Source organism: Sphingobium sp. RAC03 (genome assembly GCF_001713415.1).
Taxonomy (GTDB): domain Bacteria; phylum Pseudomonadota; class Alphaproteobacteria; order Sphingomonadales; family Sphingomonadaceae; genus Sphingobium.
In genome coordinates, this window is record NZ_CP016456.1 from 159644 (window position 1) to 185982 (window position 26339).

Sequence of the window (26339 nt, forward strand, 5' to 3'; positions counted from 1 at the left end):
CCTGATTAGGCGCGAATGAGCAGTACGTCCACTATCGGCTTCTTGCCGGTCCAGCGTGTCGCCGTCCGGCGCACGGCGAGGCGAACCCGCTCGCGCACGGCGTCATCCTCCAGCGACCCCTTGGGGATCACCGCCGCCGCATCATTCGATGCTTCGGCAAGGAACGCCGCCTTGTCTTCCTCGACCGGCACGCCCTGGGTGCGCAATGTCGGTTTGCCGATCATCTTGCCCTTGCGGTCGATTGCCAAGGCGACGCTGATCTGGCCATGCAGGCCGAGTTTGCGCCGTTCGTTGATGGTCGCGCCATCGGCCGGCAGGATGACGTCGCCATCCAGCACCAAGCGTCCGGTATCCTGCTTGCCGATAATCTCCGGCGCACCGGGGGCGAGGCGCAGCAGGTCGCCATTGGACTGGACCGGCGCGTGGCGGATGCCGCTGGCCAGCGCCAACCGGGCCTGCTCCGCCATATGGCGGCGTTCGCCATGAACGGGGAGCAGGATTTCGGGCCGTATCCAGCGATACATGGCTTCGAGTTCGGGGCGACCGGGATGGCCCGACACATGGACTTCGGCCTGACGGTCGGTGACCATCAGCACGCCCGACATGGCGAGTGCATTCTGGATGCGGCCGATGGCGATTTCATTGCCGGGGATCTGCTTGGAGGAGAAGACCACCAGGTCGCCCTCCGCCAGCTTGATCGGGTGGCTGTCGAACGCCACGCGAGCGAGCGCGGCGCGGGCTTCGCCCTGCCCGCCGGTCGCGATGATCATCACCTCGTTGCGGGGCAGCGCCATCGCATCGTCCCAATCGACGGTCGGCGGGAAATCCTTGAGATAGCCGCTGGCCTTGGCCATGCCGATGATACGATCGAGCGAGCGCCCGGCGACGCAAACCTTGCGGCCCGTCGCGGTCGCAACTTCGCCCAGAGTCTGGACGCGGGCGGCGTTGGAGGCGAAGGTGGTGACGAGGACGCGGCCCTTCGCTCCAGCGATCGTTTCCATCAACCCTTCGCGCACATCGCCTTCGGAACCGCTGGCCTTGTCATTGAAGACATTGGTGCTGTCGCAGACCATGGCGAGGATGCCCTCGTCACCGATCGCGGTGAGTTCCTTGGGGGTCGCCGGTTCGCCGAGCAACGGCCGCTCATCGAGCTTCCAGTCGCCGGTGTGGAAAATCTTGCCGTGCGGCGTGTCGATCAGCAGGGCATTGCCCTCTGGAATCGAGTGGGCGAGCGGCACATAGCGGAAGCCGAATGGCCCCAGATTGAAGCTGCCTTCATTCTGGATCACATGGAGTTTGACCTCCTTGGTGAGGCCTTCTTCCTCCAGCTTCAGGCGGATGAGGCCCGCGGTGAAGGGCGTCGCATAAAGCGGTACGCCCAAGTCGGCGGCGAGATAGGGGATCGCGCCGATATGATCCTCATGCCCGTGCGTCAGCACGATGCCGAGCAGATCCTTGCGCCGTTCCTCGATGAAGGTCAGGTCGGGCAGGATCAGTTCGATGCCGGGATAGGTGGGGTCGCCGAAGGTCATGCCGAGGTCGACCATGACCCATTTGCCCTGGCAGCCGTAAAGATTGACGTTCATGCCGATCTCGCCCGACCCACCGAGGGCCAGGAAGAGCAGCTCATCCTTGGGTGTCATTATGCTTGTAAACTCCGTTCGTGCATCAGCGCGAGGCCCTGAATCGTCAGATCCGGCGCGATCGCATCGAAAATATCGCTGTTGTCGTTGAAGAGGACCGCGAGGCCCCCCGTCGAAATAACCCTGGTCGGGCGGCCGATTTCGGCCCTCATGCGGGCGACCAGCCCCTCCATCATGGCTACATAGCCCCAAAATACGCCAATATGCATCTGCGCCTCGGTCGTCCGCCCGATCACCGAACGATTTTCCGGTGGGGCGATCGCGATCCGTGGTAGCTTCGCGGCGGCTGCTACTAGCGCATCGAGCGAGAGATTGATACCCGGCGCGATGATGCCGCCTTTATAGGCGCCGCTATAGTCGATCACGTCAAACGTGGTGGCGGTGCCGAAATCGATGACGATCAAGTCGCCGCTATAAAGATGGTGCGCGGCAATGGCGTTTACAACCCGGTCGGCCCCGACCGATCCCGGCTCCGCGACGTCGAGTTCGATGCCCCAGTCAAGCGGCGCTTGCCCCGCGATCAGGGCGGTAGTGCGGAAATATTTTTCGGCCAGAACCTGCAGGTTATGGAGCGCGCGCGGCACCACCGTCGCGATGATGACGGTGTTGACGTCGGCAATCTTATAGCCTTCGAGCATCAGTAACTGGTTGAGCCAGACGGCATATTCGTCGGCGGTGCGGCGCGCGTCGGTCGCGATGCGCCAGCGCGCGCGGATGTCCCGCCCGTCGAGCAGCGCGAAAACCACATTGGTATTGCCCGCGTCGATCGCGAGGAGCATGGCCGGTCCTTGGGTCAGATGAGAAAGATGTCACCGGCGTGAATGGCACGGCTCTGCCCGTTCGCCAAGCGCAGGATGAGCATGCCCTGGCGATCGAGCGTATCGAAAGCGCCTTCCACCGTAATGCCGTCGGGTTGTTGCACACGCATCGGCGTACCGGTGGGGTGGGCGTTGAGCAGCCAATGGGTACGCACCGGGTCTAAGCCCTGCGCGCGCCAGATGGCGAGCCAATGAGCGAAAATCTGGGCCAGTCGGTCGAGCAGCGCCCCGGCATCGGAATCGACCACGCCCTGAGCGCTCAGGCTGGTGACGGGACGGTCGAGATTGACCGGATGGTCGGTGACGTTGATACCGATGCCGACGATGATGGCGTCACCGGTGCGTTCGAGCAGGATGCCCGCGATCTTCGCGCCGTCGACCAATATGTCATTGGGCCATTTGATCCGCGCTTGTCCGGCACATAGCGGCGCAACAAGGGCATGAACGGCGTTAGCCGCGACCAGTGCCAACGTATGGGGTAGCGGGTCACCCGGCTGCAACCGGACCAGTGTGGAACAATAGAGATTGCCGACTGGGCTATCCCATGTGCGGCCCATCCGCCCCCTGCCCCCGCTCTGACGTCGGGCACGCAGCCAGCTTCCTTCGCTGATGCCAGTATCGACCAATGCCAGCATGTCGGCATTGGTCGATACGGTATCCTCGACGAGGCGTATATCGGTCAGAACAAGGACGCCGCCGCGGCAGCGCTCGCCTGGTCCAGCATGGGGTTGAGCAGATAGCCCAGCACGATGACGGCAGCGCAGGCGGTCAGGATGATATTCTCGACCGCGCCACCCTTTGCCTCATAGGCGGCGGTGGGCTCATCGAAATAGATCGTCTTGATGATCTTGAGATAATAGAAAGCGCCGATCACCGAAGCCGCGATGCCGACGGCGGCCAGCGCCGTCAGGCCCGCTGCGACCGCAGCGTCGAACACCAGGAACTTCGCCCAGAAGCCGAAGAGCGGCGGAATACCGGCCATCGAGAACATGAAGATGGCGAAGGCCGCGGCCAGACCCTTGCGCGATTGCGACAGGCCCGCGAGGCTGGCGATCGTCTCGACCGGCTTGCCGTCGGCATCGCGCATCTGGAGGATGCAGGCGAAGGCACCGATCGTCATGATGACGTAGATCGCCATATAGCCCATCGTCGCGGCCACACCGGCGGGGGTGCCGCAAGCGAGGCCGATCAGCGCGAAGCCGACATTGTTGATCGACGAATAGGCCATCAGACGCTTGATATTGCTCTGACCGATGGCGGCGACCGCACCGAAGATGATCGAGGCCAGCGCCACGAAGATCACGATCTGTTGCCAATCCAGACCGGCCGGGCCGAGCGCCTCGATCGCGACGCGCACGGTCAGGGCGATAGCCGCAACCTTGGGCGCACTGGCGAAGAAGGTCGTGACCGGGGTCGGCGCCCCTTCATAGACGTCGGGCGTCCACATGTGGAACGGCACGGCGCTGATCTTGAAGGCGAGGCCCGCCAGTACGAAAACAAGGCCGAACAACGCTCCCTTGCTGACGCCGCCACCCAGCGCGACGGCGATGCCGTCGAACGTGGTGCTGCCGGTGAAACCATAGAGCAGCGAGATGCCATAGAGCAGGATGCCGCTCGCAAGCGAACCCAGCACGAAATATTTGAGGCCTGCTTCGGACGAGCGCCCATCCTGCCGCATGAAGCTGGCGAGGACATAAGAGGCCAGACTGTTCATTTCGAGGCCGACATAGAGCGTCAACATGTCGCCCGCCGACACCATCATGCCCATGCCGACGGCGGCAAAGACGATCAAGATCGGATATTCGGGACGCAACATGCCATCGGTCGAGAAGAAGCGCGGTGCCAGCAGGATCGCTGAGGCGGCCGCACCATAGATCAACGCCTTGGCGTAAACCGAGAAGGCGTCCGCGCGATACAGCCCGTCAAACGCATCGGGGCCATGAGCCAGCGAGCAAAGCAGCGCAAAGCCCGCACCGATCAGCGTCACCACCGACAGGCTGTTGACCAGGCGCGCAGTGCCGTCTCCGCCAAAACCGGCGATCATCAAAAGGATCAGGCCACCAACGGTCAGCACGAGTTCCGGCATGACCGCCAGGAGGGAAGTGGAGTCAATCATCAGTGCGCCTCCCCCGACGCTGAATGTGAGGGCGCAGAGGCGTCTCCATGATGGGCTTCGCCAGCAGGCTTGGGCGCGCCCAGCTTGATCTGAGCATCGCCTGCCGGTGCGGCGGGCGCGAGGCGGGCTTCGAGCGCAACGATGTCAGGACGCATCGGCGCGAGGAAGCTTTCGGGATAGATGCCCATCCACAAGACGACGGCGGCGATGGGAGCCAGCAGCCACAGTTCGCGCGCTGACAGGTCGGGCATGGCGGCCGCGTCGGCATTGATCTGCTCACCATAGCAGATGCGACGGTAGAGGTAGAGCATGTAGGCCGCGCCAAGGATGATGCCCGTGGTGCAGACCAGCGCAACCCAGGTCGATGCCTGATAAATACCCATCAGCGCCAGAAATTCGCCGACGAAGTTGGACGTGCCGGGCAGGCCGACCGACGCCATGGTGAAGAAGAGGAACAGCAGGGCGTAGCGCGGCATGTTGATCGACAGGCCGCCATAGCGCGCAATCTCGCGCGTATGCAGACGGTCATAGATGACGCCGACGCACAGGAACAGCGCGCCCGCGACCAGACCATGGCCCAGCATCACCATCATCGCGCCTTCAATGCCCGCCTGGTTGAAGGCGAACAGGCCGACGGTCACGATCGCCATATGCGCGACCGAGGAGTAAGCGATCAGCTTCTTCATGTCGGACTGCACGAGTGCGACGAGGCTGGTGTAAACCACCGCCACCATCGACAGGCCCCAGACCAAAGGCGCGAGCTGCGCCGAAGCTTCGGGGAACATCGGCAGCGAGAAGCGGATGAAGCCATAGCCACCCATCTTCAGCAGCACGCCCGCCAGGATGACGGACCCTGCGGTCGGTGCCTGAACGTGCGCGTCGGGCAGCCAAGTGTGGACCGGCCACATCGGCATCTTGACCGCGAAGCTGGCGAAGAAGGCAAGGAACAGCCAGGTCTGGACAGCGGGGTCGAAATTATAGGCCATCAGCGCCGGGATTTCGGTCGTCCCTGCTTCATGCACCATCCACATCATCGCGATCAGCATCAGGACCGAGCCGAGCAACGTGTAGAGGAAGAATTTATAGCTGGCGTAGATGCGATCCGCACCGCCCCAGATGCCGATGATGAGATACATCGGGATGAGGCCGGCTTCGAACATGATGTAGAAGAGGTAGAGATCCTGCGCCGCGAAGACCCCGATCATCAGCACCTCCATGAACAGGAAGGCCGCCATATATTCACCGACGCGCTTTTCGATCGCGCGCCAGCTCGCGCCGATGCAGATCGGCATCAGGAATACGGTGAGCGCGATCAGCATCAGGGCGATGCCATCGATGCCGAGCGCCCAGGCGAATTTGCCGAAGATCGGCGCATATTCCTGAAACTGCCACTGCGCGCCGCTGCCCGACTGGTCGAAATTCGCCCACAGGGCCATGCCCAGCACGAAATCAATGAGGGTCGCGATCAGCGCGATCCAGCGCGCGTTGTTCGCGCCCACGAACAGACAGGCGATGGCCCCCGCCATCGGCACTGCCATCATCAAGGAAAGGATGGGGAAGCCGTCCATTATCGTGTCATCGCCCAGGTTGCGGCAGCGGCGAGGCCAATCAGCATCACCAGCGCGTAGGTGTAAAGATAGCCGGACTGGAGCCGACGGGTCACTTTATTGCCCTGCACGACCAGCGCAGCCAGACCATTGGGTCCGAAGCGGTCGATGAAACCGACGTCACCGAACTTCCAGAAGAAGCGGCCGATGGCGAAGGCAGGCTTGACGAAGAGCAGGTTGTACAGCTCGTCGAAATACCATTTGTTGAGCAGGAAGGTGTAGAGGACGCCGAACTGAGCCACGAAGCGCTGCGGCCAGTCGGTGTTCTTGACATAGGCGAGCCACGCGATGGCAAGGCCGGTCAGCATCACCGTGAAGGGCGAGAATTTGACCCAGGTCGGCACTTCATGCGCGGCGTGCATCAGATGGCTGTCGAACGCCAGCGACCCCTGCCAGAAAGCGATGCCGCCTTCTGATCCGATGAACTGGTCGTGGAAGACGAGGCCCGCGAACACCGCGCCGATACTCAGCACGATCAACGGCACCAGCATGACCCAGGGGCTTTCATGCGGATGATAGCCGCCGGTCCCGGTTGCGGGCGCATGATGGTGATCATCATGCACGTGATCGTCATGATGAGCGTCATGCCCGTGCGAGTCATGCCCATGGGAGTCATGCAACGCATGCTGGATATGTTCGGACGCGGCCCAGCGCGGCTTTCCGAAAAAGGTCAGGAATACCAGGCGCCAGCTATAGAAGCTGGTGAGCAAGGCCGCAAACACGCCGACCAAGAACGCGCCGGTCCCCGCCCCGCCAGCGGCATAGGCCGCTTCGAGGATGCCGTCCTTCGAATAGAAGCCCGCAAAACCGATGCCGATGATCGGCAAGCCAACGCCGGTGATGGCGAGCGTGCCAAGCGTCATCGTCCAGAAGGTGATGGGGATGCTTTTGCGCAAGCCACCATAATAGCGCATATCCTGCTCATGGTGCATCGCATGGATGACCGAACCTGCGCCAAGGAACAGCAGCGCCTTGAAGAAGGCGTGGGTGAAGAGGTGGAACATCGCCGCGCCATAGGCACCAACGCCTGCCGCGAAGAACATATAGCCGAGCTGCGAACAGGTCGAATAGGCGATGACGCGCTTGATGTCGGTCTGCACGGTGCCGACGGTGGCGGCGAACAGGCAGGTCGCCGCGCCGACATAGGTGACGACGGTCAGCGCCGTTTCCGAGGTTTCGAACATCGGCGACAGGCGGCACACCATGAACACGCCCGCGGTCACCATGGTCGCGGCGTGGATCAGCGCCGACACAGGCGTCGGCCCCTCCATCGCGTCCGGCAACCAGGTGTGCAGGCCAAGCTGCGCCGACTTGCCCATCGCGCCGATGAACAGCAGCAGGCACAGCACGGTCATCGTGTCGAAGCGCGCACCAAGGAAGCCGATGGTCGAGCCCGCCATCGACGGGGCCATTTCGAGGATTTCGGGGATCGAGATGGTGTTGAACACCAGATAGGTGCCGAAGATACCCATCATGAAGCCAAGATCGCCGACGCGGTTGACGACGAACGCCTTGATCGCTGCGGCATTGGCGCTGGGCTTGCGGAACCAGAAACCGATGAGGAGATAGGAAGCGAGGCCCACGCCTTCCCACCCGAAGAACATCTGGAGCAGATTGTTCGCGGTCACGAGCATCAGCATCGCGAAGGTGAAGAGTGAGAGATAGGCAAAGAAGCGCGGCTGATCCGGCTCTTCATCCATATAGCCCCAGCTATAGAGGTGGACGAGGCTGGAGACGCTAGTGATGACCACCAGCATGACCGCCGTCATCGTGTCGACCCGCAGCGCCCATTGGGCGTCGAAGCTGCCCGACTGGATCCAGGTGAAGAGCGGCGCGACATAAGCCTGCCCGTCGCCTGCGACGAACGACAGGAAGATGGGCCAGCTCAGCGCGCACGAGATGAACAGCGCGCCGGTGGTGATGATCTTGGCCGGCAGCTTGCCGAGCGCCTTGTTGCCAAGACCGGCGATGATGGCTGCGAGCAGCGGAAGAAGGACGATAAGCTGGATCATGTTGTAAGGCTCAGCCCTTCATCCGGTTGACATCGTCGACGGCGATGGTGCCGCGACCACGGAAGTAAATGACGAGGATGGCAAGGCCGATGGCCGCCTCACCCGCCGCGACGGTCAGCACGAACATGCTGAACACCTGCCCCAGCATGTCGCCCAGGAAGACGCTGAAGGCGACGAGGTTGATGTTCACGCTCAACAGGATCAGCTCGATCGCCATCAGGATGATGATGATGTTCTTGCGGTTGATGAAGATGCCCAGCACCCCCATCACGAACAGGATGGCGCTGACCACCAGATAATGTTGAAGGCCGATCACAGCTCCACCCCCTGCCCTGTGGGCTGATTGATATTGCGGACCGCGTCCTGCGGACGGCGGCGGTTCTGCTTGGCGATATTCTGGCCCTTCACGCCGCCACGGGCACGATGAGTCAGGACGATCGCGCCGATCATGGCGACCAGCAGGACGAGACCCGCCGCTTCGAACAGGAAGATATAGCGCGTGTAGAGCAACGTCCCCACCGCCTTGATGTTCGACATGTCAGGGTCGGTCGGCGCGGCGCGCTGCGCCAGCTCGATCGGACCCGCGCTCCACAAGCCAATACCCAGCACGATCTCCGCCAGCAGCACCAGGGCAATCAGCAGGCCGAAGGGCAGATAGCTGACGAACCCGGCGCGCAATTCGGCAAAGTCGATGTCGAGCATCATGACCACGAACAGGAACAGTACCGCGACCGCGCCGACATACACAATGACGAGCAGCATCGCGATGAACTCGGCACCGATCAGGATCATCAGACCCGCCGCGTTGAAAAACGCCAGGATCAGCCACAGCACCGAATGGACCGGATTGCGCGACAGGATGGTGAGCGCGCCGCTGCACACCACCAAAATGGCGAACAGGTAAAAGGCAAGCACGTGAATCACTGGATCAATATCCCCTTAGGCCGCGCGGCTTAACGATAGGGTGCGTCGGCGGCAAGGTTCGCGGCGATCGCCCGTTCCCACTTGTCACCATTTTCAAGAAGCTTGCCCTTGTCGTAGATCAGCTCCTCGCGGGTTTCGGTCGCGAATTCGAAATTCGGGCCTTCGACGACCGCGTCCACCGGGCAGGCTTCCTGGCAGAAACCGCAATAGATGCACTTGGTCATGTCGATGTCGTAGCGGGTGGTGCGGCGGCTGCCATCATCGCGCGGCTGCGCTTCGATGGTGATCGCCTGCGCCGGGCACACAGCTTCGCACAGCTTGCACGCGATGCATCGCTCTTCCCCATTGGGGTAGCGACGCAACGCATGTTCGCCCCGGAACCGCGGCGAAATCGGGTTCTTCTCATAGGGGTAGTTGATGGTCGCCTTGGGCTTGAAAAAATATTTCAAGGTCAGGGCGTGTGCCTTCACAAACTCCCAGAGGGTGAAGCTCTTGACGTAATATCCGAGGCTCATTGGGCGCCTCCATAGCGCGTCAGCATGAGGAAGCCCGACACCAGGAAGACGAAGAAGAGCGAGGTAGGCAGGAAGATTTTCCAGCCCAGCCGCATCAGCTGGTCATACCGGTAGCGGGGCACCGTCGCCTTCACCCAGGAGAAGACGAAGAAGAAGAATAGGATCTTGGCGAATAGCCAGATAATGCCGGGCACATAATAAAGCGGCGCCCAATCGAACGGGGGCAGATAGCCACCCCAGAAGAGAATGGCGTTGAGCGCGCACATCAGGATGACGTTGGCATATTCGCCAAGCCAGTAGAGCGCGAACGACATGGACGAATATTCGGTCTGATAGCCCGCGACTAGCTCGCTTTCCGCTTCGGTCAGATCGAAGGGCGCGCGCGCGGTTTCGGCCAGCGCCGAAATCAGGAACATAACCGCCATCGGGAAGAGCAGCGGGTTGAAGCCGTTGCCGTTGATGAAGCCATAATAGCCCTTCTGGCTCTCGACGATGGCGCTCAGATTGAAGCTGCCCGCCCACAAGACCACGGTGATGATGATGAAGCCGATCGAAACTTCATAGCTGATCATCTGCGCGCTGGCGCGGATCGCGGAATAGAAGGGATATTTGGAGTTGGAGGCCCAACCCGCCAGGATGATCCCGTATACGCCGAGCGAACTGATCGCCAAGATGTAGAGCAAGCCGACATTGATGTCCGCCAGCACGACGCCGACATCGAACGGCACGACGGCCCAGGCCATCAGCGCGACGGTGAAGGTGATGATCGGCGCGATCAGGAACAGCGCCTTGTTCGACGCCGACGGGATGATGGTTTCCTGCAGAAAGACCTTGAGGCCGTCCGCGAAGGATTGCAGCAGGCCGAACGGGCCGACAACGTTGGGACCACGGCGCAGCGCCATCGCCGCCCAGATCTTGCGATCGGCATAGATGATCATCGCGACCGCCAGCATCAACGGCAAGGCGATGACGAGAATGCCGATGATGGTCGACAGCAGCCAGGCGCCCTCGAACGGCATGCCCAGATTTTGGAAGAAAGCGGTCATTATTCCTGAACCTCAAAACCGTTCGGGCTGAGCTTGTCGAAGCCCTCGCCTGAACGAAGTGAAGGCACCTCGCCACGCTCGGTGGAGCCCTTCGACAGGCTCAGGGCGAACGGAGTGGTATTTGCGATCCTCATTCCGCCGCCTCCGCAAATTCGACGCCGTGGACCAGTTCGGCCGAGCATTGCTGCATCGTCGGGCTGGCGCGGCAGATGGCGTTGGTGAGGTAGAAATCCTTGATCGGCGACCCGAATTCGCCGGTCGCGCCGGTCGGCAGCGATGGCATGGACCAGCCATAATGGGCGAGACCCTCGACGCCGAGCGCCGGCACGGCCTTGGCCATTTCCGCCCGCAGCGCATCGAAGCTGTCGAACGGCAGCTTGACGCCCATCACGTCGGACAAAGCGCGCAGGATCGACCAGTCCTCGCGGGCGTCGCCCGGCGCAAACACGGCCTTTTCGCCGCGCTGGACGCGACCTTCCAGATTGACATAGGTGCCTGCCTTTTCGGCATAGCTCGCCCCCGGCAGGATCACGTCGGCGGCATGTGCGCCCTTGTCGCCATGATGGCCGACATAGACTTTGAAGCTGTCGGGGAAGGCAGCATAATCGACTTCGTCGGCGCCCAGCGCGAAGAGCAGCTTCGGCTTGGCCGCCGCGATCGCCTTGATCCCGCCAGCGGTTGCGAAGCCGAGCATCAGCCCGCCCATGCGCGCCGCCGCGAAATGCAGGACATTATAGCCGTTCCAGCCGTCCTTGATGAGGCCCAGCGTCTCGACCAACGCCAGCGTGTCGCCATGCGCGCCGTCCTTGGCCAGCACGCCACCGCCGACGATCATCGCGGGCCGCGCAGCCTTGCCGAATGCCTCGACCACCGCTTCCGGCAGCTTGGCAAGCAGCGACGCGTCATTGCCGAGCCATTCGACCTTGTAGGTCAGATCGACTTCTGGCCCGACGGCAAAGACCTTCGCGCCCTTCTTGATCGCCTTGCGGATGCGCGTGTTCACCAGCGGCGCTTCCCAGCGCAGGTTGGTGCCGACCAGCAGGATGGCATCCGCATCTTCCAGATCAGCGAGCGGCGTGTTGAACACCACCGACGACAGGCTTGACACGTCATAGGCGAGGCCCGTCTGACGCCCTTCGAGCATCGTGCCGCCGAGCTTTTCGACCAGTGCCTTACCCGCGAACATGGTTTCGCAATCGAGCAAATCGCCCGCGATCGCCGCCACGCTGCCGCCATGCGGCACCGCCGCGATCGCCGCGAACGCTTCGTTCCAGGTCGCGGGCACCAGCTTGCCGTCCTTGCGGACATAGGGCTTGTCGAGCCGCTTGCGGACCAGACCATCGACATTGTGCCGGGTCTTGTCCGACGCCCATTCCTCGTTCACGTCGTCATTGATGCGTGGCACCGCGCGCAGCACCTGACGACCCCGGCTGTCGAGGCGGATGTTGGTGCCGACCGCATCCATCACGTCGATGGCGTGGGTCTTCTTCAATTCCCACGGCCGCGCTTCGAACGCATAGGGCTTGCTGGTCAGCGCACCGACCGGGCAGAGATCGACCACATTGCCGGACAGCTCGCTCTTCGCGGCATGTTCCAGATAGGTGGTGATCTGCATATTTTCGCCGCGATAGATGGCGCCGATTTCCGGCACACCCGCGACTTCCTCGGCAAAGCGCACGCAACGGGTGCACTGGATGCAGCGGGTCATGACCGTCTTGACGATCGGCCCCATATTCTTCTCGGTCACCGCGCGCTTATTTTCGTCATATCGCGACGCGCCGCGGCCATAGGCGACCGACTGGTCCTGCAAATCGCATTCGCCGCCCTGATCGCAGATCGGGCAATCGAGCGGATGGTTGATGAGGAGAAACTCCATCACCCCTTCGCGCGCCTTCTTGACCATTTCGCTGTCGGTGCGGATGTCCTGCCCTTCAGCAGCGGGCAGCGCGCACGACGCCTGCGGCTTGGGCGGGCCGGGCTTCACTTCGACCAGGCACATGCGGCAATTGCCCGCGATGGACAGCCGCTCATGATAGCAAAAACGCGGAATTTCCTTCCCCGCCAGCTCGCACGCCTGGAGGACAGTCGCGCCCGCCGGGACTTCCAGTTCTACGCCGTCTACTTTGACTTTAGGCATATCAGTGTTCCGTATCCTGAAGGCCAAGGCGCTTCTCGATCAGATCGACCCGAATTTTCAGATCCGCAATATCGGATTGCATACCGTAAATTGACGTCATGATACCGCGTTGGTGATCCTCCATCGCATGGAGGCGAATGCCCTGCGACGCCTGTTCACGCTTGATCGCGGAAATGTCACCCTGAATGGATTTCAGGATTTCCAGCATCAGGTCTGTGCGGTCATCGCTCACTCCGCCGCCTCCATCACAGGCATGCCGCGCTCATTGATCCGGCGCTCGATTTCCGGCCGGAAATGCTTGATCAGGCCCTGGATCGGCCAGGCCGCCGCGTCGCCGAGCGCGCAGATGGTGTGGCCTTCGACCTGCTTGGTGACCTGATGCAGCATGTCGATTTCGGACAGTTCCGCTTCGCCTGTGCGCAGCCGTTCCATCACGCGCCACATCCAGCCCGTGCCTTCGCGGCAGGGGGTGCATTGGCCGCAGCTTTCATGCTTGTAGAAATAGGACAGCCGCGAAATGGCGCGGACGATGTCGGTGGACTTGTCCATGACGATGACGGCGGCGGTGCCGAGGCCGGAGCCGAGCGCCTTCAACCCGTCGAAGTCCATCGGCGCGTCCATGATTTCGCGCGCGGGGACCAGGGGGACCGAGGAGCCGCCGGGAATGACCGCCAGCAGATTGTCCCACCCGCCCCGGATGCCGCCGCAATGACGGTCGATCAGTTCGCGGAACGGGATCGACATCGATTCCTCGACCACGCAGGGCTTGTTCACATGGCCGCTGATCTGGAACAGCTTGGTGCCGCGATTGCCCTCGCGCCCGAAGCGGTTGAACCAGGCCGCGCCACGCCGCAGGATCGTCGGCGTAACCGCGATGCTTTCGACATTGTTGACTGTGGTGGGGCAGCCATAGAGGCCCGCACCCGCCGGGAAAGGCGGCTTCAAACGGGGTTGGCCCTTCTTGCCTTCCAGGCTTTCGATCTGCGCGGTTTCCTCGCCGCAGATATAAGCGCCCGCGCCGCGATGGACGAAGACGTCGAAATCATAGCCGGAACCGCAGGCATTCTTGCCGATGAAGCCCTTGGCATAGGCCTGCTCGACCGCCGCGAACAACACCTTGGCTTCGTAGATGAACTCGCCACGGATGTAGATATAGGCGGCGCGCGCGCGCATCGCGAACCCGGCGATCAACGCGCCTTCGATCAGCTTGTGCGGATCGTGGCGGACGATTTCTCGGTCCTTGCAGCTACCCGGCTCGGATTCGTCGGCGTTGATGACCAGGAAGCTTGGACGACCATCCTTGCTTTCCTTGGGCATGAAGCTCCACTTCATGCCGGTCGGGAAGCCAGCGCCGCCACGGCCGCGCAGGTTCGACGCCTTGATGATGTCGATGATCGCGTCCTGGCCCAGGCTCAGCAGATCCTTGGTATTGTCCCAATCGCCGCGTTTCATCGCCGCATCGATGGCCCAATCCTGAAAACCATGGACGTTGGTGAAGATGCGGTCCCTGTCCTCCAACGGGCCGACGAACGGCGGCTGAGGAGGCGGCGCAGCAATTGCGGTGTCGTCGGCCATCAGCGGCCCTTTCCGATCAGTTTTTCAGCCACGAAATATGCGACAACGGCGAGGCCCAGCCCGATGACCAGCCCCAACACCGCGCCGATGATCTTGAGCGCGATCACGAAAACGATGAGGCCCAGGATGATGGCAACGAGGGCGCTCATGCGGCGGCCCCCGATACACCACATCCGTTCGTGTCGAGCGAAGTCGAGACACGCCCGCGCAGCGCTAGCCGCTTCTCGACTTCGCTCGAAGCGAACGGACATTGGGGGAAAGCCAAACGGATCACGCCCACTCCCCCCGATAATCATGATTTTCAGCGACCATGTCCTTGAGCGCCGTCGGGCCACCCTCCGGGCAACTCGTTTGGCGCTCGATCTGCGGGCCGATCTTGGGCTGGCCGCCAGCGGCGAGCGTTTCCAACACCGCGCTCATGCTGTCATAGGTCAGATCTTCGAAATTATCGTCGTTGATCTGGACCATCGGCGCATTGGCGCAGGCGCCCAGGCACTCGACTTCGGTCAGCGTGAACAGCCCGTCGGGCGTGGTCGCGCCCTTCACCAGACCCTTATTCTTGCACGCCGCGAACACATCGTCGGAACCGCGCAACATGCAGGGCGTCGTGCCGCACACCTGCACATGATAGCGGCCGACGGGCGCCAAGTTGTACATGGTATAGAAGGTCGCGACTTCGTAGACGCGCATATAGGGCATATCGAGCTGGTCGCCGATAAACTCCATCACCGGCACGGGCAGCCAGCCTTGCGTCTGCGTCTCCGCGCCGACCTGCCGCTGGGCGAGATCGAGCAGCGGCATGACCGCTGATTGCTGGCGATCGGCGGGGTAGCGGGCGATGATCGTCTTCACCTGCTCGGCATTTTCCGCCGTCCACGCGAAATTGCCCCAGCGCGCGCGGGTTTCGGTTTCGTCGGGGATATGGGGTGCGTCAGCCATTAATTCCGTATCCGCATTTTCACGGCGTCCGCGCCGCGATAGAACCAAAGGAAACTTATGAACGAAGCTGCGCCAGCGATAAAACCACTTTGGAGGTCAACAACCCTACCCAAGCTGACTAGCGCAACTGCTACAAAGCCGAGCACTAGAGCGTGTATCCAAATCGGAAGTCGCTCACGCTTCCTCATCGGTCACACTCCCCGAAAACGATGTCCATGGCGCCGAGGACGGCGGTGGTGTCGGCGAGCATATGGCCCTTCATCATGAAGTCCATCGCCTGCAAATGGCTGAACGCGGTCGGGCGAATCTTGCAGCGATAGGGCTTGTTGGAGCCGTCCGCGACCAGATAGACACCGAATTCGCCCTTAGGGCTTTCGGTCGCGACATAGACTTCGCCCGCCGGAACGTGGAAGCCCTCGGTATACAGCTTGAAGTGATGGATCAGCGCTTCCATCGACCGCTTCATCTCGCCACGCTTGGGCGGCGAAACCTTGCGGTCGAAGCTGGCGATCGGGCCTTCGGGCATGTCGTTGAGGCATTGCTTCATGATGCGCGCGGACTGGCGGACCTCTTCGACGCGGACCATGAAGCGATCATAGCAGTCGAAATTGGTGCCAACGGGCACGTCGAAATCCACGCGATCATAGACGTCATAAGGCTGCGACTTGCGGATGTCCCAGGGGATGCCGGAACCGCGGATCATCGGGCCGGAAAAGCCCCATTTCAGCGCGTCTTCCTTGCTGACCACGGCGATGTCGACATTGCGCTGCTTGAAGATGCGGTTGTCGGCGACCAGGCTGATCGCATCCTCGAACAGGCGCGGCAGGCGGGTGTCGAGCCAGTCGGCGATGTCGGTGAGCAGCTTGAGCGGCACATCCTGATGCACGCCGCCGGGGCGGAAATAGGCACTGTGCATCCGCGCGCCCGAAGCGCGCTCGAAGAAGTTGAGGCAATCCTCGCGGATTTCGAACATCCACAGGTTCGGCGTCATCGCGCCGACGTCCATGACGTGCGACCCCAGATTGAGCATATGATTGCAGATGCGGGTCAGTTCCGCGAAGAACACGCGCAGATATTGCGCGCGCAGCGGCACTTCCAGGTTCAGGAGCTTCTCGATCGCCAGCACATAGCTATGCTCCATGCCGAGCGGCGAGCAATAATCGAGCCGGTCGAAATAGGGCAAAGCCTGCAAATAGGTCTTATATTCGATCAGCTTTTCGGTGCCGCGATGCAGCAGGCCCACATGGGGGTCGCAGCGTTCGACGATCTCGCCTTCCAGTTCCATGACGAGGCGCAATACGCCATGCGCCGCGGGATGCTGCGGGCCGAAGTTGATCGTGTAGTTCTGGATCTCGGTATCGCCGTAAGTCGGGTCCGACGCATCGGTGCGATGCTCCAGTTCGTCGAGATAATCAGCCATTACGCCTTGTCCTCCGGCTTGGCGACGCCTTCGCCTTCATCGGTGGCCGAAGCCGCCTTGGTCGACGCATCTTCCGACTTGACTTGCGAGGCCTTGTTCGCCGCTTCGCCAGCCCCGGTGTCGGCCTTCTTCTCGGTCGTCTTGGGCGTCGATGCCGCGGGATCTCCCTTGGGCGCAGCAGGCGGCGGAGGGGCAGCCGGTGCGGGCGTCGGCGCGCCGGGGGCCTGTGGCGCCTTTTCGTCGCCGGGCAATATATATTCCGCGCCTTCCCACGGCGACATGAAGTCGAAGCTGCGGAAATCCTGCGCCAGCTTCACCGGCTCATAGACGACGCGCTTGTCTTCCTCGGAATAGCGCAGCTCCACATAGCCGGTCAGCGGAAAGTCCTTGCGCTGCGGATGGCCCTTGAACCCATAATCGGTAAGGATGCGGCGCAAGTCGGTATTGCCGTCGAACACGACACCATACATGTCGAACACTTCGCGCTCCAGCCAGCCGGCAACCGGCCAGAGGTGCGTGACGGTCGGCACCGGCATATCCTCGTCGGTGGACACCTTCACGCGGACGCGATGGTTCCGAGTCACGGACAGCAAGTGATAGACGACCTCGAACCGTTCGGGACGGTCGGGATAATCGACGCCCGCAATCTCCATCAGCTGCTGATAGTGCGCCTGATCCCGCAATAGCGTCAACGCCTGCGGCAGCGCGTCGCGCAGTACGGTAAAGGTCAGTTCATCGACATGATCGACGGTTTCGATCAGCATCGAACCCAGCAGGGCCTCGATTTCCTGCGCGATCCCATCGATGGTCGCGATCCGGGGTGCGGAATGGCCCATTACAGACCTCCGTTCGTATCGAGCGCAGTCGAGATACGCTCGCACTGTGCCAGGAACAGGTTTCTCGACTTCGCTCGAAACGAACGGTGAAAAAGAGACGTCATGCCTGTCATTACCGTTCAATCGTCCCGATCCGGCGGATCTTACGCTGCAACTGCATCACGCCATAGAGCAACGCTTCGGCAGTCGGCGGGCAACCCGGTACATAGATGTCGACCGGCACGATCCGGTCGCACCCGCGCACTACAGAATAGCTGTAATGATAATAGCCCCCACCATTGGCGCAGCTGCCCATGGAAATGACATATTTCGGTTCAGACATCTGATCGTAAACTTTGCGCAACGCGGGAGCCATCTTGTTGCACAGCGTACCCGCGACGATCATCACGTCGCTCTGCCGCGGCGAGGCGCGCGGGGCGGCGCCGAAACGCTCCATGTCGTAGCGCGGCATGTTGACGTGGATCATCTCGACCGCGCAGCAGGCGAGACCGAAGGTCATCCACCACAGCGAACCGGTGCGTGCCCAGGTGAACAGATCCTCCGTCGAGGTGACGAGGAAGCCCTTGTCATTCACTTCGCTGTTGAGCGAGTTGAAGAAATCCTGATCGGGCTGAGTCCCGACGGGCGGCAAGGTGCCGGGCGCCGGGTTATAGAGTTCTACTCCCAATCGAGCGCTCCCTTCTTCCACGCATAGACGAGACCGAGCACCAGTTCCGCTATGAAAATCATCATCGTCGCCCAGCCGGCCCAGCCGATCTGGTCGAGGCTAACCGCCCAGGGAAACAGGAATGCCGCTTCAAGATCGAAGATGATGAAGAGGATCGCCACCAGATAAAAGCGCACGTCATATTGGCTGCGCGGCTCTTCGAAAGCGGGAAAGCCGCATTCATACTCGCTGAGCTTGGCCGGGTCCGGCTTATGCGCGCCGGTCAGGCGACCGACCAGCATCGGCAGGAAAACGAACGTGCCGGACAGCAGCAAAGCGATCCCCAAAAAGAGCAGGATCGGCAGATATTGGGCAAGATCGACCAATGGTATCCCCTGGGCGAAAAGGTTGTCGGGGCGCTTTAGGCCTGCTGCATATGCGAAGCAAGGGGCCAAGGCTGTGAGAATGAATCGCAAAAAGGCCAAGTGCTTGAAGCGCTTGGCCTAGCTGCACCTTAGCGCAGGGCGTTTGCCACCAACTTGTGCAATTTGCTGTGGATGGCGTCATTGCCCGCAATCACCTCGCGGCGCTCGATCATCTGCTCGCCACCGCGAAAATCGCTGACGAAACCGCCCGCTTCGCGCACCAGCAGCATGCCGGCCGCGACGTCCCAGGGTTGCAGACCGCTTTCCCAGAAACCATCATAGCGGCCCGACGCCACATGAGCGAGATCGAGCGAGGCGGCCCCGAAACGGCGGATACCCGCGATCGACGGTGCGACCGCGCCGAAAATACGCACCCACTGCCCCATGTCGCCATGGCCCATGAAGGGAATGCCGGTCGAGATGACGCAATCAGCAAGGTCACGGCGCGCGGAAACGCGCAGCCGCTGATCATGACGCCAGGCGCCGCGATTCTTCTCCGCCCAATAGCTTTCGTCGGTGAAGGGCTGATAGATGAGGCCGGTCGTGATCTCGCGCTTGCCGCCATAAAGCGGTTCCTCGACCGCGATCGAGATGGCGAAATGCGGGATGCCGTGCAGGAAATTGGTGGTGCCATCGAGCGGATCGATGATCCAGCGCGGCTTGGTCGGGTCGCCCTCGATCACGCCGCCTTCTTCGAGCAGGAAGCCCCAGTCGGGCCGGGCGCGCTGCAATTCCTCGACCAGCGTCTTTTCCGCTTGCTCGTCGGCCTTCGACACGAAGTCGGCCGGTCCCTTGCGGGACACCTGAAGATGCTCGACCTCGCCGAAGTCGCGACGCAGCTTGCCGCCCGCCTTGCGCGCGGCGCGTTCCATGACGGTGAGAAGGCCTGAATGGGATGCCATTTTAATTCTCCCCCCTCCCTGTTCAGGGAGGGGCCGGGGGTGGGTGCGATTGCACGGCAATCGCCTGCAACATCAGGGGTCAGGTCAGACGCTCCCTCCGGTCTCGACCCACCCCAACCCCTCCCTTGAAAGGGAGGGGCGTATCTGGTCGGCTTAGTCCGCGCGCTTCACATATTCGCGGGCGTACACATCGACGACGATGCGGGTGCCGCTGACGATATGCGGGGGGACCATGACGCGGACGCCATTGTCAAGGATCGCGGGCTTGTAGCTGGCCGAGGCGGTCTGCCCCTTGACCACGGCGTCGGCTTCCACGACCGTCGCTTCGATGGTGTCGGGCAGCTGCACCGAAATCGGGCGCTCCTCATACATTTCCAGCGTCACTTCCATGCCGTCCTGCAGGAAGTCGGCGGCGTCGCCGAGCAGTTCCTTGGGCAGGTTGATCTGCTCATAGGTCTCATTGTCCATGAAGACGAGCATGTCGCCTTCGGCATAGAGATATTGGAAATCCTTGGTATCGAGCCGGATACGCTCGACGCTTTCGGCGGAGCGGAAACGGACATTGTTCTTGCGGCCGTCGATGAGGTTCTTCAACTCCACCTGCATATAGGCACCGCCCTTGCCGGGCTGGGTGTGCTGAATCTTGACAGCGCGCCACAGGCCGCCCTCATATTCGATATTATTGCCGGGACGAATGTCCACGCCGCTGATCTTCATGGGAAGAGCCTGCCTATATGTTCAAGAGTGAAAGAGCCGGCCTCGCGGGAGGCTGGGCGGCCGTTTACAGCGGGACGGCGCGAAGGGCAAGGGGGCGCAGGAAAGGTCAAAGCGCGGTCAGCAATGGATAGGGATTGATGGGGTTGCCGCCGTGCCAAGGCGTGTTCGGGCTGGCTCGGTGGATGGCGAAATGCAGGTGCGGCGCACCGGGATCGGCATTGCCGGTGCTGCCCACGGTCGCGATCCGCTGGCCACGCTGCACCATCTGCCCCTCGCGCAGGCCCGGCGCATAGCGATCGAGATGCGCGTAATAATAGAGTGTGCGTCCATCGGGCGCGCGCTGATAGACGGTGCGCCCGCCCTCATCGCTCCAATGGATTTTGTCGATCCGGCCATCGGCAACAGCCAGCACCGCCCTGCCTCGCGCCGCCATGATGTCGATGGCATCATGCGATCTTTCGCCCAAAGCGCGGGCCTGGGTGAAAGTGTCGGTCAACGCCGACGCGGGCACGCCTTCGACCGGGATCAGCAGCGCGCCCGATATCGACTGAGTGGCAGGGGCTTTGGCATTCGGGAGCGGTGCATAGGCTGGGACGATCTGCACGCAAAAATGCGCGAAGGCGACGCACAGCGCGACCGCCCCCGCGCCCCATAGCCACCGACGCCAAGGAAAGGTCGTCGGCATAGCCCTACGCCTGGAACTTCGCCTTGGTCCCCGGCTTGACCATCTGCGCCAGTCGCGCGGCATCCCAGTTGGTCAAACGGACGCAGCCATGGCTTTCGGTCCGGCCGATCGTCTGGGGTTCCGGCGTGCCGTGGATGCCGTAATGATCCTTCGACAGGTCGATCCACACGACACCGACCGGGCCGTTTGGGCCAGGCTTCAACACCGCCTTCTCGTCCGTCGCCCCGGCATCCCAAAAGAGTGCGGGGTTGTAATGATAGTCGGGATTGCGGGCGACGCCCTTGATCGTCCATTCGCCCAGCGGCAGCGGATCATGCTCTGACCCCATGGTGGCGGGGAACTGCGCGATCAGGCGATTGTCGGCGTCATAGACTTTGAGCAGCCCCTCGGACTTGTCGACGACCAGATGATCGGCCTGCGGCTGATCCTTTGCGACGCCAAGGCTGGCGAGCGTCGCGCCCCAGCCGCGCTCGTCACCCTCGATCTGCGCCACCGCCTGATTCTCGATCGCGGGCACGCGAATGGTGGTGCCCGCACCGACCTTGGCGCCCGGCGGGTTGATCGAGACGAGAAATTCCGGCGTAGTGTGGAAACGCTCGGCGAGCTTTTCGAGCAAATTACGGTAGGTCAGCGCCGGAAGCCCCGCCTTTTCAGTCATCCCTTTGGGCATGTCGAAAAAGGGACCACGCGCAAAGTCGGCCGGGATGCGCACCAGCCAGGTGGTCGGCCGCGCTTCGCCTTCCAGCAGCGCGATCGCGGTTTTCTGGTCATAGTTGCCGGTTACGGGTAGTTTGTTCGCCTCTTGAAAACCGCGCACCGCAGCCTTGAACGACATGCCATCCTTGCCATCCAGTACGCCGGGCGAGAACCCCCAGCGGTCGAGTTGAACCTGCGCCTGGAAAATGCGGTCGGCCTGCCAAGCATTCTGCTCCCTTACGACCTGAAAATCATAGGCTTCGTTAGCAGCAGCCGGTGCAGCGACAGTGCCATTGACCGGTGCGGCGGCGTCGGCCGCTGGCGCGCTGTCATTGTCATCGGTGACGGACACATTGCACGCACTGCACAACAGCGCGGAGAGCAAAAGCATATGGCGAGGCAACAGGCGGTGGTGGTTCAAGGCAATTCTCTCCCGGACTATGGGCGAGAAACGCATGATGACGCGGAAAGCTGCGTTGGGCGTGGATTTGGACCGACGCGGCTCAACGCGGCGGCGGGGGCTTGCTCGCCAGCACCTCGGCGAACGCGGCGACGCCCGCCTTCGGGCCTTCGGGATGATCCCATACCGCGCTGCTGACCGCCAGGAAATCCGCGCCCGCCATCACCAGCGGCCCGGCATTCTCCGCCGTCACGCCGCCGATCGCGACGCAGGGCAGTTCGAACAAAGTCGTCCACCAGCCCAGGATCGAGGGTTCGGCACGATGCTGCGTTTCCTTAGTCGTGGTCGGAAAAAACGCGCCAAAGGCGACATAGTCGGCCCCCGCCTCGCCCGCTTCCATCGCCAGGTGACGGCTGTCATGACAGGTCACACCGATCTGGACATTCGGACCAAGCTGCTTGCGTGCATCGCGCGGGTCGCCATCCTCCTGCCCCAGATGCACGCCATCCGCGCCTAACCGCTTGGCGAGGCCAATGCTGTCGTTGACGATGAAGGCAACTTCATGCTCGGCGCAGATCGCCTGCAGCGGCGGCGCGAGCGCGGCGATGGCGTGATCATCCAGCCCCTTGAGCCGCAACTGAAACGCTGCAACCTTGCCGCCTTCCAACGCTTGCGCCAGGCGCGGCGCAAAGTCCGCATCGATCGCGGGCGGCGAGATCAGGTAAAGTTGGCAAGCGGGGCGAAAGCCCGTCTGGAACTGATCGGCAAAATGCGGATCGAGCGCCAGTTCTTCATCGGTAAAATCGGTCATGGCCGATGCCCTAACCGATCCCGCCGATCCGGGGAAGGGGTGCCGGGCAGGCGCAAAGCCCGCCCGGCCGATCCGGTTCAGGCCGTAACCGGCGTCTTGGCGACCGATGCGCCGTGGATTTCGTCGATCGCTTCGCCGAGCGCCGCGTTGAACTCATCATCGCTCATCTGGTGGCGCAGGTCGTTGAGCAGCGCGCGGCTGAAGCTGGCGATGATGCTACGATTCTTGGCCAGTTCGACGCAGGCTTCGGGACGGGCAAAGCCACCCGACAGCGCGACGACGCGCAGCACGCGGGGATGATCGACCAGCGGATCGAACAGGCCAGCCTTGGTCGGCAGCGACAATTTCAGCATCACCTGCTGGTCTTCCGGCAGCGCGTCGAGCGCCTTGACCAGTTCGTCGAGCAGGATCGCGTCGGCTTCGGCGCGTTCGGGCGACTTGATGTTCACTTCGGGCTCGATGATCGGCATCAGCCCGGCGGCCAACACCTGCTGCCCGGTTTCGAACTGCTGCTTGACGACGGCGGCGATGCCTTCGCGGTTGGCGAGGTTGACGACCGAACGCTCCTTGGTGCCGAATACGCCCAGCGCCTTGGCGCGGTGCAGCAGCACATCGAGATCGGGGTTCGGCTTCATCAACTGGACGCCATTGGCTTCGTCTTCCAGCCCCTTGTCGATCTTGATGAAGGGCACGACGCCCTTGTCGATCAACGCCTGCGGGGTCGGCTTGCCATCGACGGTCCCGTCCATGGTGCGCTCGAACAGGATCGCGCCCAGCACCTTGTCGCCGGTGAATACGGGCGAGGTGATGATGCGGCTGCGCATCGCGTGGATCAGGCCGAACATTTCCTCGTCATTGGCCCAGGCACCCTCTTCGATGCCATAGCCCTTGAGCGCCTTGGGCGTCGATCCACCGCTCTGGTCGAGCGCGGCGATGAAGCCCTCCCCGTCGGCGATCTTCTGCTTCATGGTCTGATCCAGCATCTGCACATACCTTCTTCATGATAGAGGCCCCGCCCCCTCGGCGGCACCTGGTCAATCCTGCGCCAGCGCCCCGCCCCTCTCCATGGGCGGGCGCTGGCTATCAGCCTGTCGTCAGGCCATCAGCGCCTTGACGCCGGGCAAGTCCTTGCCTTCCATCCATTCTAGGAACGCGCCGCCTGCGGTCGATACGAAGGTGAAGTCGGCCGCTGCGCCTGCATGGTTGAGCGCGGCGACGGTATCGCCCCCGCCCGCGACCGAGGTCAACTGGCCTTCCTTGGTCAGTGCCGCCGCCGTGCGCGCCAGCGCGACCGTGGCGGTGTCGAACGGCGCAATCTCGAACGCGCCGAGCGGGCCGTTCCATACCAATGTCCGGCAATTTTTCAGCACATCGGCCAGCGCCTCGACAGCGGCCGGGCCGACGTCGAGGATCATCTCGTCCGCCGCAACTTCATGCACGTTGCACGTCCGCACCGATGGCGGGTTGGCGGCGAATTCCTTGGCCACCACCACATCATAGGGCAGATGGATGGTGCAACCGGCCGCCTCCGCCTTGTCGAAAATCGCTTCGGCGGTGTCGGCCAGATCTTTCTCGCACAGCGACTTGCCGACATCGACCCCGCGCGCGTGGAGGAAGGTGTTGGCCATGCCGCCGCCGATGATCAGATGATCGACCTTGGTGACGAGATGGTTGAGCACGTCGAGCTTCGTCGAGACCTTCGCCCCGCCCACGACTGCCGCGACCGGCTTGACCGGGGTGCCCAGCGCGACCTGCAACGCATCCAGCTCACGCTCCATCGCGCGTCCGGCAAAGGCGGGCAGCTTGTGGGCGATGCCCTCGGTCGAAACATGGGCACGGTGCGCGGCGGAGAAGGCGTCGTTGACATACATGTCGGCGATCGCCGCCATCGCCTTGGCCAGCACCGGGTCGTTGCTTTCTTCGCCCGCATGGAAACGGGTGTTCTCCAGGATCGCAATGTCGCCGGGGCGCATCACCGCAATGCCATCGATCGCCGCCTGACCGGCGCAATCGGGAATGAACTGGACTTCGCGGCCCAGCACCTGGCTCAAGGGGCGGGTGATCTTCGACAGCGAAAATTCGGGGTTTTTCTGGCCCTTGGGACGGCCGAAATGGGCGAGGATCAGCACCTTCGCGCCGCGATCGGCCAGTTCCAGCACGGTCGGCATGGCCGAGCGCAGGCGGGTGTCGTCGCTGACCGACCCTTCGTGCATCGGCACGTTGAGGTCTTCGCGCACCAACACGGCCTTGCCGCTGATGTCGCCCATATCGTCGAGAGTCTTGAACGGCTTGGTCATGTTGGCTTCCTGATGCATCCGTCATCCCAGCGAAAGCTGGGATCACTCTTCCTGTATCGCCGAAGAGAAGAAAAGCGGGATCCCGGCGTTCGCCGGGATGACGAAAAGGGGGCAAGTCACCCTGCCCCCTCAGTATCTTACAGGAACTTCGCCACCACGCCGCTGGTGTCGATCATGCGGTTGGAGAAGCCCCATTCATTGTCGTACCAGCTGAGCACACGGACCAGCGTGCCGTCGATGACGGCGGTTTCCAGGCTGTCGACGGTCGAACTGCGCGGGTCGCCATTATAGTCGATCGAGACCAAGGGTTCGTCCGAATAGCCCAGCACGCCCTTGAGCGGCCCTGCTTCCGAAGCGGCCTTGAGCAGCGCGTTGACTTCCTCGACGCTCGTGGCGCGCTTGGCGTCGAACTTCAAATCAACCACCGACACATTCGGGGTCGGCACGCGGACCGACGAGCCATCCAGCTTGCCCTTCAGCTCCGGCATAACCTCACCCACAGCGCGGGCAGCGCCCGTGGTGGTCGGGATCATCGACAGGGCGGCGGCGCGGGCGCGGCGCATATCCTTGTGGATCTGGTCCAGCGTGTTCTGGTCATTGGTATAGCTGTGGATCGTCGTCATGAAGCCGCGCTCGATGCCGATCGCATCGTGCAGCACCTTGGCGAGCGGGGCCAGGCAGTTGGTGGTGCAGCTGGCGTTCGAGATGACGATGTCGTCGGCGGTCAGCGCATCATGGTTGACGCCGAACACGATCGTCTTGTCCACGCCGGTCGCGGGCGCGGAGATGATGACGCGCTTGGCTCCGGCGGTCAGGTGGGCGCTGGCCTTGCCCTTGTCGGCGAAAATGCCAGTGCATTCGAGCGCGATTTCAACGCCCTGCGCCGCGTGGGGCAGATTGGCGGGGTCGCGTTCGGCGGTGACGGCGATGCGCTTGCCGTCAATGACCAGGAAATCGCCGTCGACGCTGACGTCACCCTTCCAATTGCCATGGACCGAGTCACGCTTGAACAGCAGCGCGTTGGCCTTGGCGTCGCCCAGATCGTTGATGCTGACCAGTTCCAGGTCATGGTCGGTGCGCGAGAGGATGGCGCGCGCCACCAGGCGGCCGATACGTCCGAAACCGTTAATTGCTACCTTCGTTGCCACTGCACTAGCCTCCCTTAAGGTGTT

General features: G+C 62.4%; 27 protein-coding genes. All 27 read right to left on the minus strand.

Translation table 11 applies throughout. The features are described 5' to 3' along the window. Positions 1-5 precede the first annotated feature (5 nt). The 27 genes from BSY17_RS05370 to gap all read right to left on the minus strand — a co-directional run bounded on the left by BSY17_RS05370 (position 6) and on the right by gap (position 26315). Entirely contained in the window at positions 6-1643 is a 1638-nt protein-coding gene (locus BSY17_RS05370) for a ribonuclease J (RefSeq protein ID WP_069064723.1), read from the minus strand. Next, positions 1643-2422, minus strand: coding sequence for a type III pantothenate kinase (locus BSY17_RS05375; RefSeq protein ID WP_069064724.1), 780 nt, complete (start codon positions 2420-2422; stop codon positions 1643-1645). Before BSY17_RS05375 ends, BSY17_RS05370 begins: the two co-directional genes overlap by 1 nt. Positions 2423-2436: 14 nt before the next feature. Continuing rightward, a complete protein-coding gene (locus tag BSY17_RS05380; RefSeq protein WP_069064725.1) occupies positions 2437-3096 on the minus strand; it encodes a biotin--[acetyl-CoA-carboxylase] ligase in 660 nt (219 codons plus the stop codon). A 44-nt stretch (positions 3097-3140) separates the two neighbouring features. Continuing rightward, on the minus strand, positions 3141-4577 hold the full coding sequence (gene nuoN, locus BSY17_RS05385) for an NADH-quinone oxidoreductase subunit NuoN (RefSeq protein WP_069064726.1): 1437 nt from the start codon (positions 4575-4577) through the stop codon (positions 3141-3143). Beyond that, positions 4577-6145: an NADH-quinone oxidoreductase subunit M gene (locus BSY17_RS05390; RefSeq protein ID WP_069064727.1), complete on the minus strand. Its 1569-nt coding sequence runs from the start codon at positions 6143-6145 to the stop codon at positions 4577-4579. The genes nuoN and BSY17_RS05390 overlap by 1 nt, the downstream gene beginning before the upstream one ends. Further along, entirely contained in the window at positions 6145-8196 is a 2052-nt protein-coding gene (nuoL, locus tag BSY17_RS05395; protein WP_069064728.1) for an NADH-quinone oxidoreductase subunit L, read from the minus strand. The genes BSY17_RS05390 and nuoL overlap by 1 nt, the downstream gene beginning before the upstream one ends. A gap of 10 nt (positions 8197-8206) precedes the next feature. After that, a complete protein-coding gene (nuoK, locus tag BSY17_RS05400) occupies positions 8207-8512 on the minus strand; it encodes an NADH-quinone oxidoreductase subunit NuoK (RefSeq protein ID WP_069064729.1) in 306 nt (101 codons plus the stop codon). Beyond that, positions 8509-9120, minus strand: coding sequence for an NADH-quinone oxidoreductase subunit J (locus BSY17_RS05405; RefSeq protein ID WP_037473975.1), 612 nt, complete (start codon positions 9118-9120; stop codon positions 8509-8511). The genes nuoK and BSY17_RS05405 overlap by 4 nt, the downstream gene beginning before the upstream one ends. A gap of 29 nt (positions 9121-9149) precedes the next feature. Next, a complete protein-coding gene (gene nuoI / locus BSY17_RS05410) occupies positions 9150-9635 on the minus strand; it encodes an NADH-quinone oxidoreductase subunit NuoI (RefSeq protein ID WP_069064730.1) in 486 nt (161 codons plus the stop codon). Further along, a complete protein-coding gene (gene nuoH, locus BSY17_RS05415) occupies positions 9632-10681 on the minus strand; it encodes an NADH-quinone oxidoreductase subunit NuoH (protein WP_069064731.1) in 1050 nt (349 codons plus the stop codon). The genes nuoI and nuoH overlap by 4 nt, the downstream gene beginning before the upstream one ends. Before the next feature lie 130 nt (positions 10682-10811). Next, a complete protein-coding gene (nuoG, locus tag BSY17_RS05420) occupies positions 10812-12818 on the minus strand; it encodes an NADH-quinone oxidoreductase subunit NuoG (protein ID WP_069064732.1) in 2007 nt (668 codons plus the stop codon). A 1-nt stretch (position 12819) separates the two neighbouring features. Beyond that, positions 12820-13050, minus strand: coding sequence for a hypothetical protein (locus BSY17_RS05425; RefSeq protein WP_037473960.1), 231 nt, complete (start codon positions 13048-13050; stop codon positions 12820-12822). Continuing rightward, a complete protein-coding gene (nuoF, locus tag BSY17_RS05430) occupies positions 13047-14393 on the minus strand; it encodes an NADH-quinone oxidoreductase subunit NuoF (protein WP_069064733.1) in 1347 nt (448 codons plus the stop codon). Before nuoF ends, BSY17_RS05425 begins: the two co-directional genes overlap by 4 nt. Next, on the minus strand, positions 14393-14542 hold the full coding sequence (locus tag BSY17_RS21495; protein WP_171899191.1) for a hypothetical protein: 150 nt from the start codon (positions 14540-14542) through the stop codon (positions 14393-14395). The genes nuoF and BSY17_RS21495 overlap by 1 nt, the downstream gene beginning before the upstream one ends. A 121-nt stretch (positions 14543-14663) precedes the next feature. Then, the gene (locus BSY17_RS05435; RefSeq protein WP_069064734.1) at positions 14664-15332 is read right to left on the minus strand and encodes a complex I 24 kDa subunit family protein; all 669 of its coding nucleotides are present in this window, start codon (positions 15330-15332) and stop codon (positions 14664-14666) included. Positions 15333-15516: 184 nt separating this feature from the next. Then, positions 15517-16752 carry an NADH-quinone oxidoreductase subunit D gene (locus BSY17_RS05445; RefSeq protein ID WP_037473953.1) on the minus strand — a complete coding sequence of 412 codons (1236 nt, stop codon included), beginning with the start codon at positions 16750-16752 and terminating at the stop codon, positions 15517-15519. After that, complete coding sequence (locus BSY17_RS05450; protein WP_069064736.1) at positions 16752-17588, minus strand: NADH-quinone oxidoreductase subunit C; 837 nt, start codon at positions 17586-17588, stop codon at positions 16752-16754. The genes BSY17_RS05445 and BSY17_RS05450 overlap by 1 nt, the downstream gene beginning before the upstream one ends. 112 nt (positions 17589-17700) lie before the next feature. Next, positions 17701-18255, minus strand: a complete 555-nt coding sequence (locus BSY17_RS05455; RefSeq protein ID WP_037473949.1) for a NuoB/complex I 20 kDa subunit family protein — start codon at positions 18253-18255, stop codon at positions 17701-17703. Further along, positions 18246-18620, minus strand: a complete 375-nt coding sequence (gene ndhC, locus BSY17_RS05460; protein WP_037473947.1) for an NADH-quinone oxidoreductase subunit A — start codon at positions 18618-18620, stop codon at positions 18246-18248. The genes BSY17_RS05455 and ndhC overlap by 10 nt, the downstream gene beginning before the upstream one ends. 128 nt (positions 18621-18748) lie before the next feature. Beyond that, complete coding sequence (locus BSY17_RS05465; RefSeq protein ID WP_069064737.1) at positions 18749-19561, minus strand: inositol monophosphatase family protein; 813 nt, start codon at positions 19559-19561, stop codon at positions 18749-18751. Positions 19562-19714: 153 nt separating this feature from the next. After that, positions 19715-20278: an elongation factor P gene (gene efp / locus BSY17_RS05470; protein WP_037473941.1), complete on the minus strand. Its 564-nt coding sequence runs from the start codon at positions 20276-20278 to the stop codon at positions 19715-19717. 106 nt (positions 20279-20384) lie between these two features. After that, complete coding sequence (locus BSY17_RS05475) at positions 20385-20963, minus strand: M23 family metallopeptidase (protein WP_069064738.1); 579 nt, start codon at positions 20961-20963, stop codon at positions 20385-20387. A gap of 4 nt (positions 20964-20967) precedes the next feature. Then, complete coding sequence (locus BSY17_RS05480) at positions 20968-22050, minus strand: L,D-transpeptidase family protein (RefSeq protein WP_069064739.1); 1083 nt, start codon at positions 22048-22050, stop codon at positions 20968-20970. A 112-nt stretch (positions 22051-22162) separates the two neighbouring features. Continuing rightward, on the minus strand, positions 22163-22870 hold the full coding sequence (thiE, locus tag BSY17_RS05485) for a thiamine phosphate synthase (protein ID WP_037473934.1): 708 nt from the start codon (positions 22868-22870) through the stop codon (positions 22163-22165). Between the two features lie 77 nt (positions 22871-22947). Further along, the gene (locus BSY17_RS05490) at positions 22948-23853 is read right to left on the minus strand and encodes a fructose bisphosphate aldolase (RefSeq protein ID WP_069064740.1); all 906 of its coding nucleotides are present in this window, start codon (positions 23851-23853) and stop codon (positions 22948-22950) included. A 111-nt stretch (positions 23854-23964) separates the two neighbouring features. After that, positions 23965-25167 (minus strand): phosphoglycerate kinase, encoded by a 1203-nt coding sequence (locus tag BSY17_RS05495; protein ID WP_069066804.1) that lies wholly within the window; start codon positions 25165-25167, stop codon positions 23965-23967. Between the two features lie 137 nt (positions 25168-25304). Then, a complete protein-coding gene (gap, locus tag BSY17_RS05500) occupies positions 25305-26315 on the minus strand; it encodes a type I glyceraldehyde-3-phosphate dehydrogenase (protein ID WP_037473927.1) in 1011 nt (336 codons plus the stop codon). Between the last annotated feature and the right edge of the window lie 24 nt (positions 26316-26339).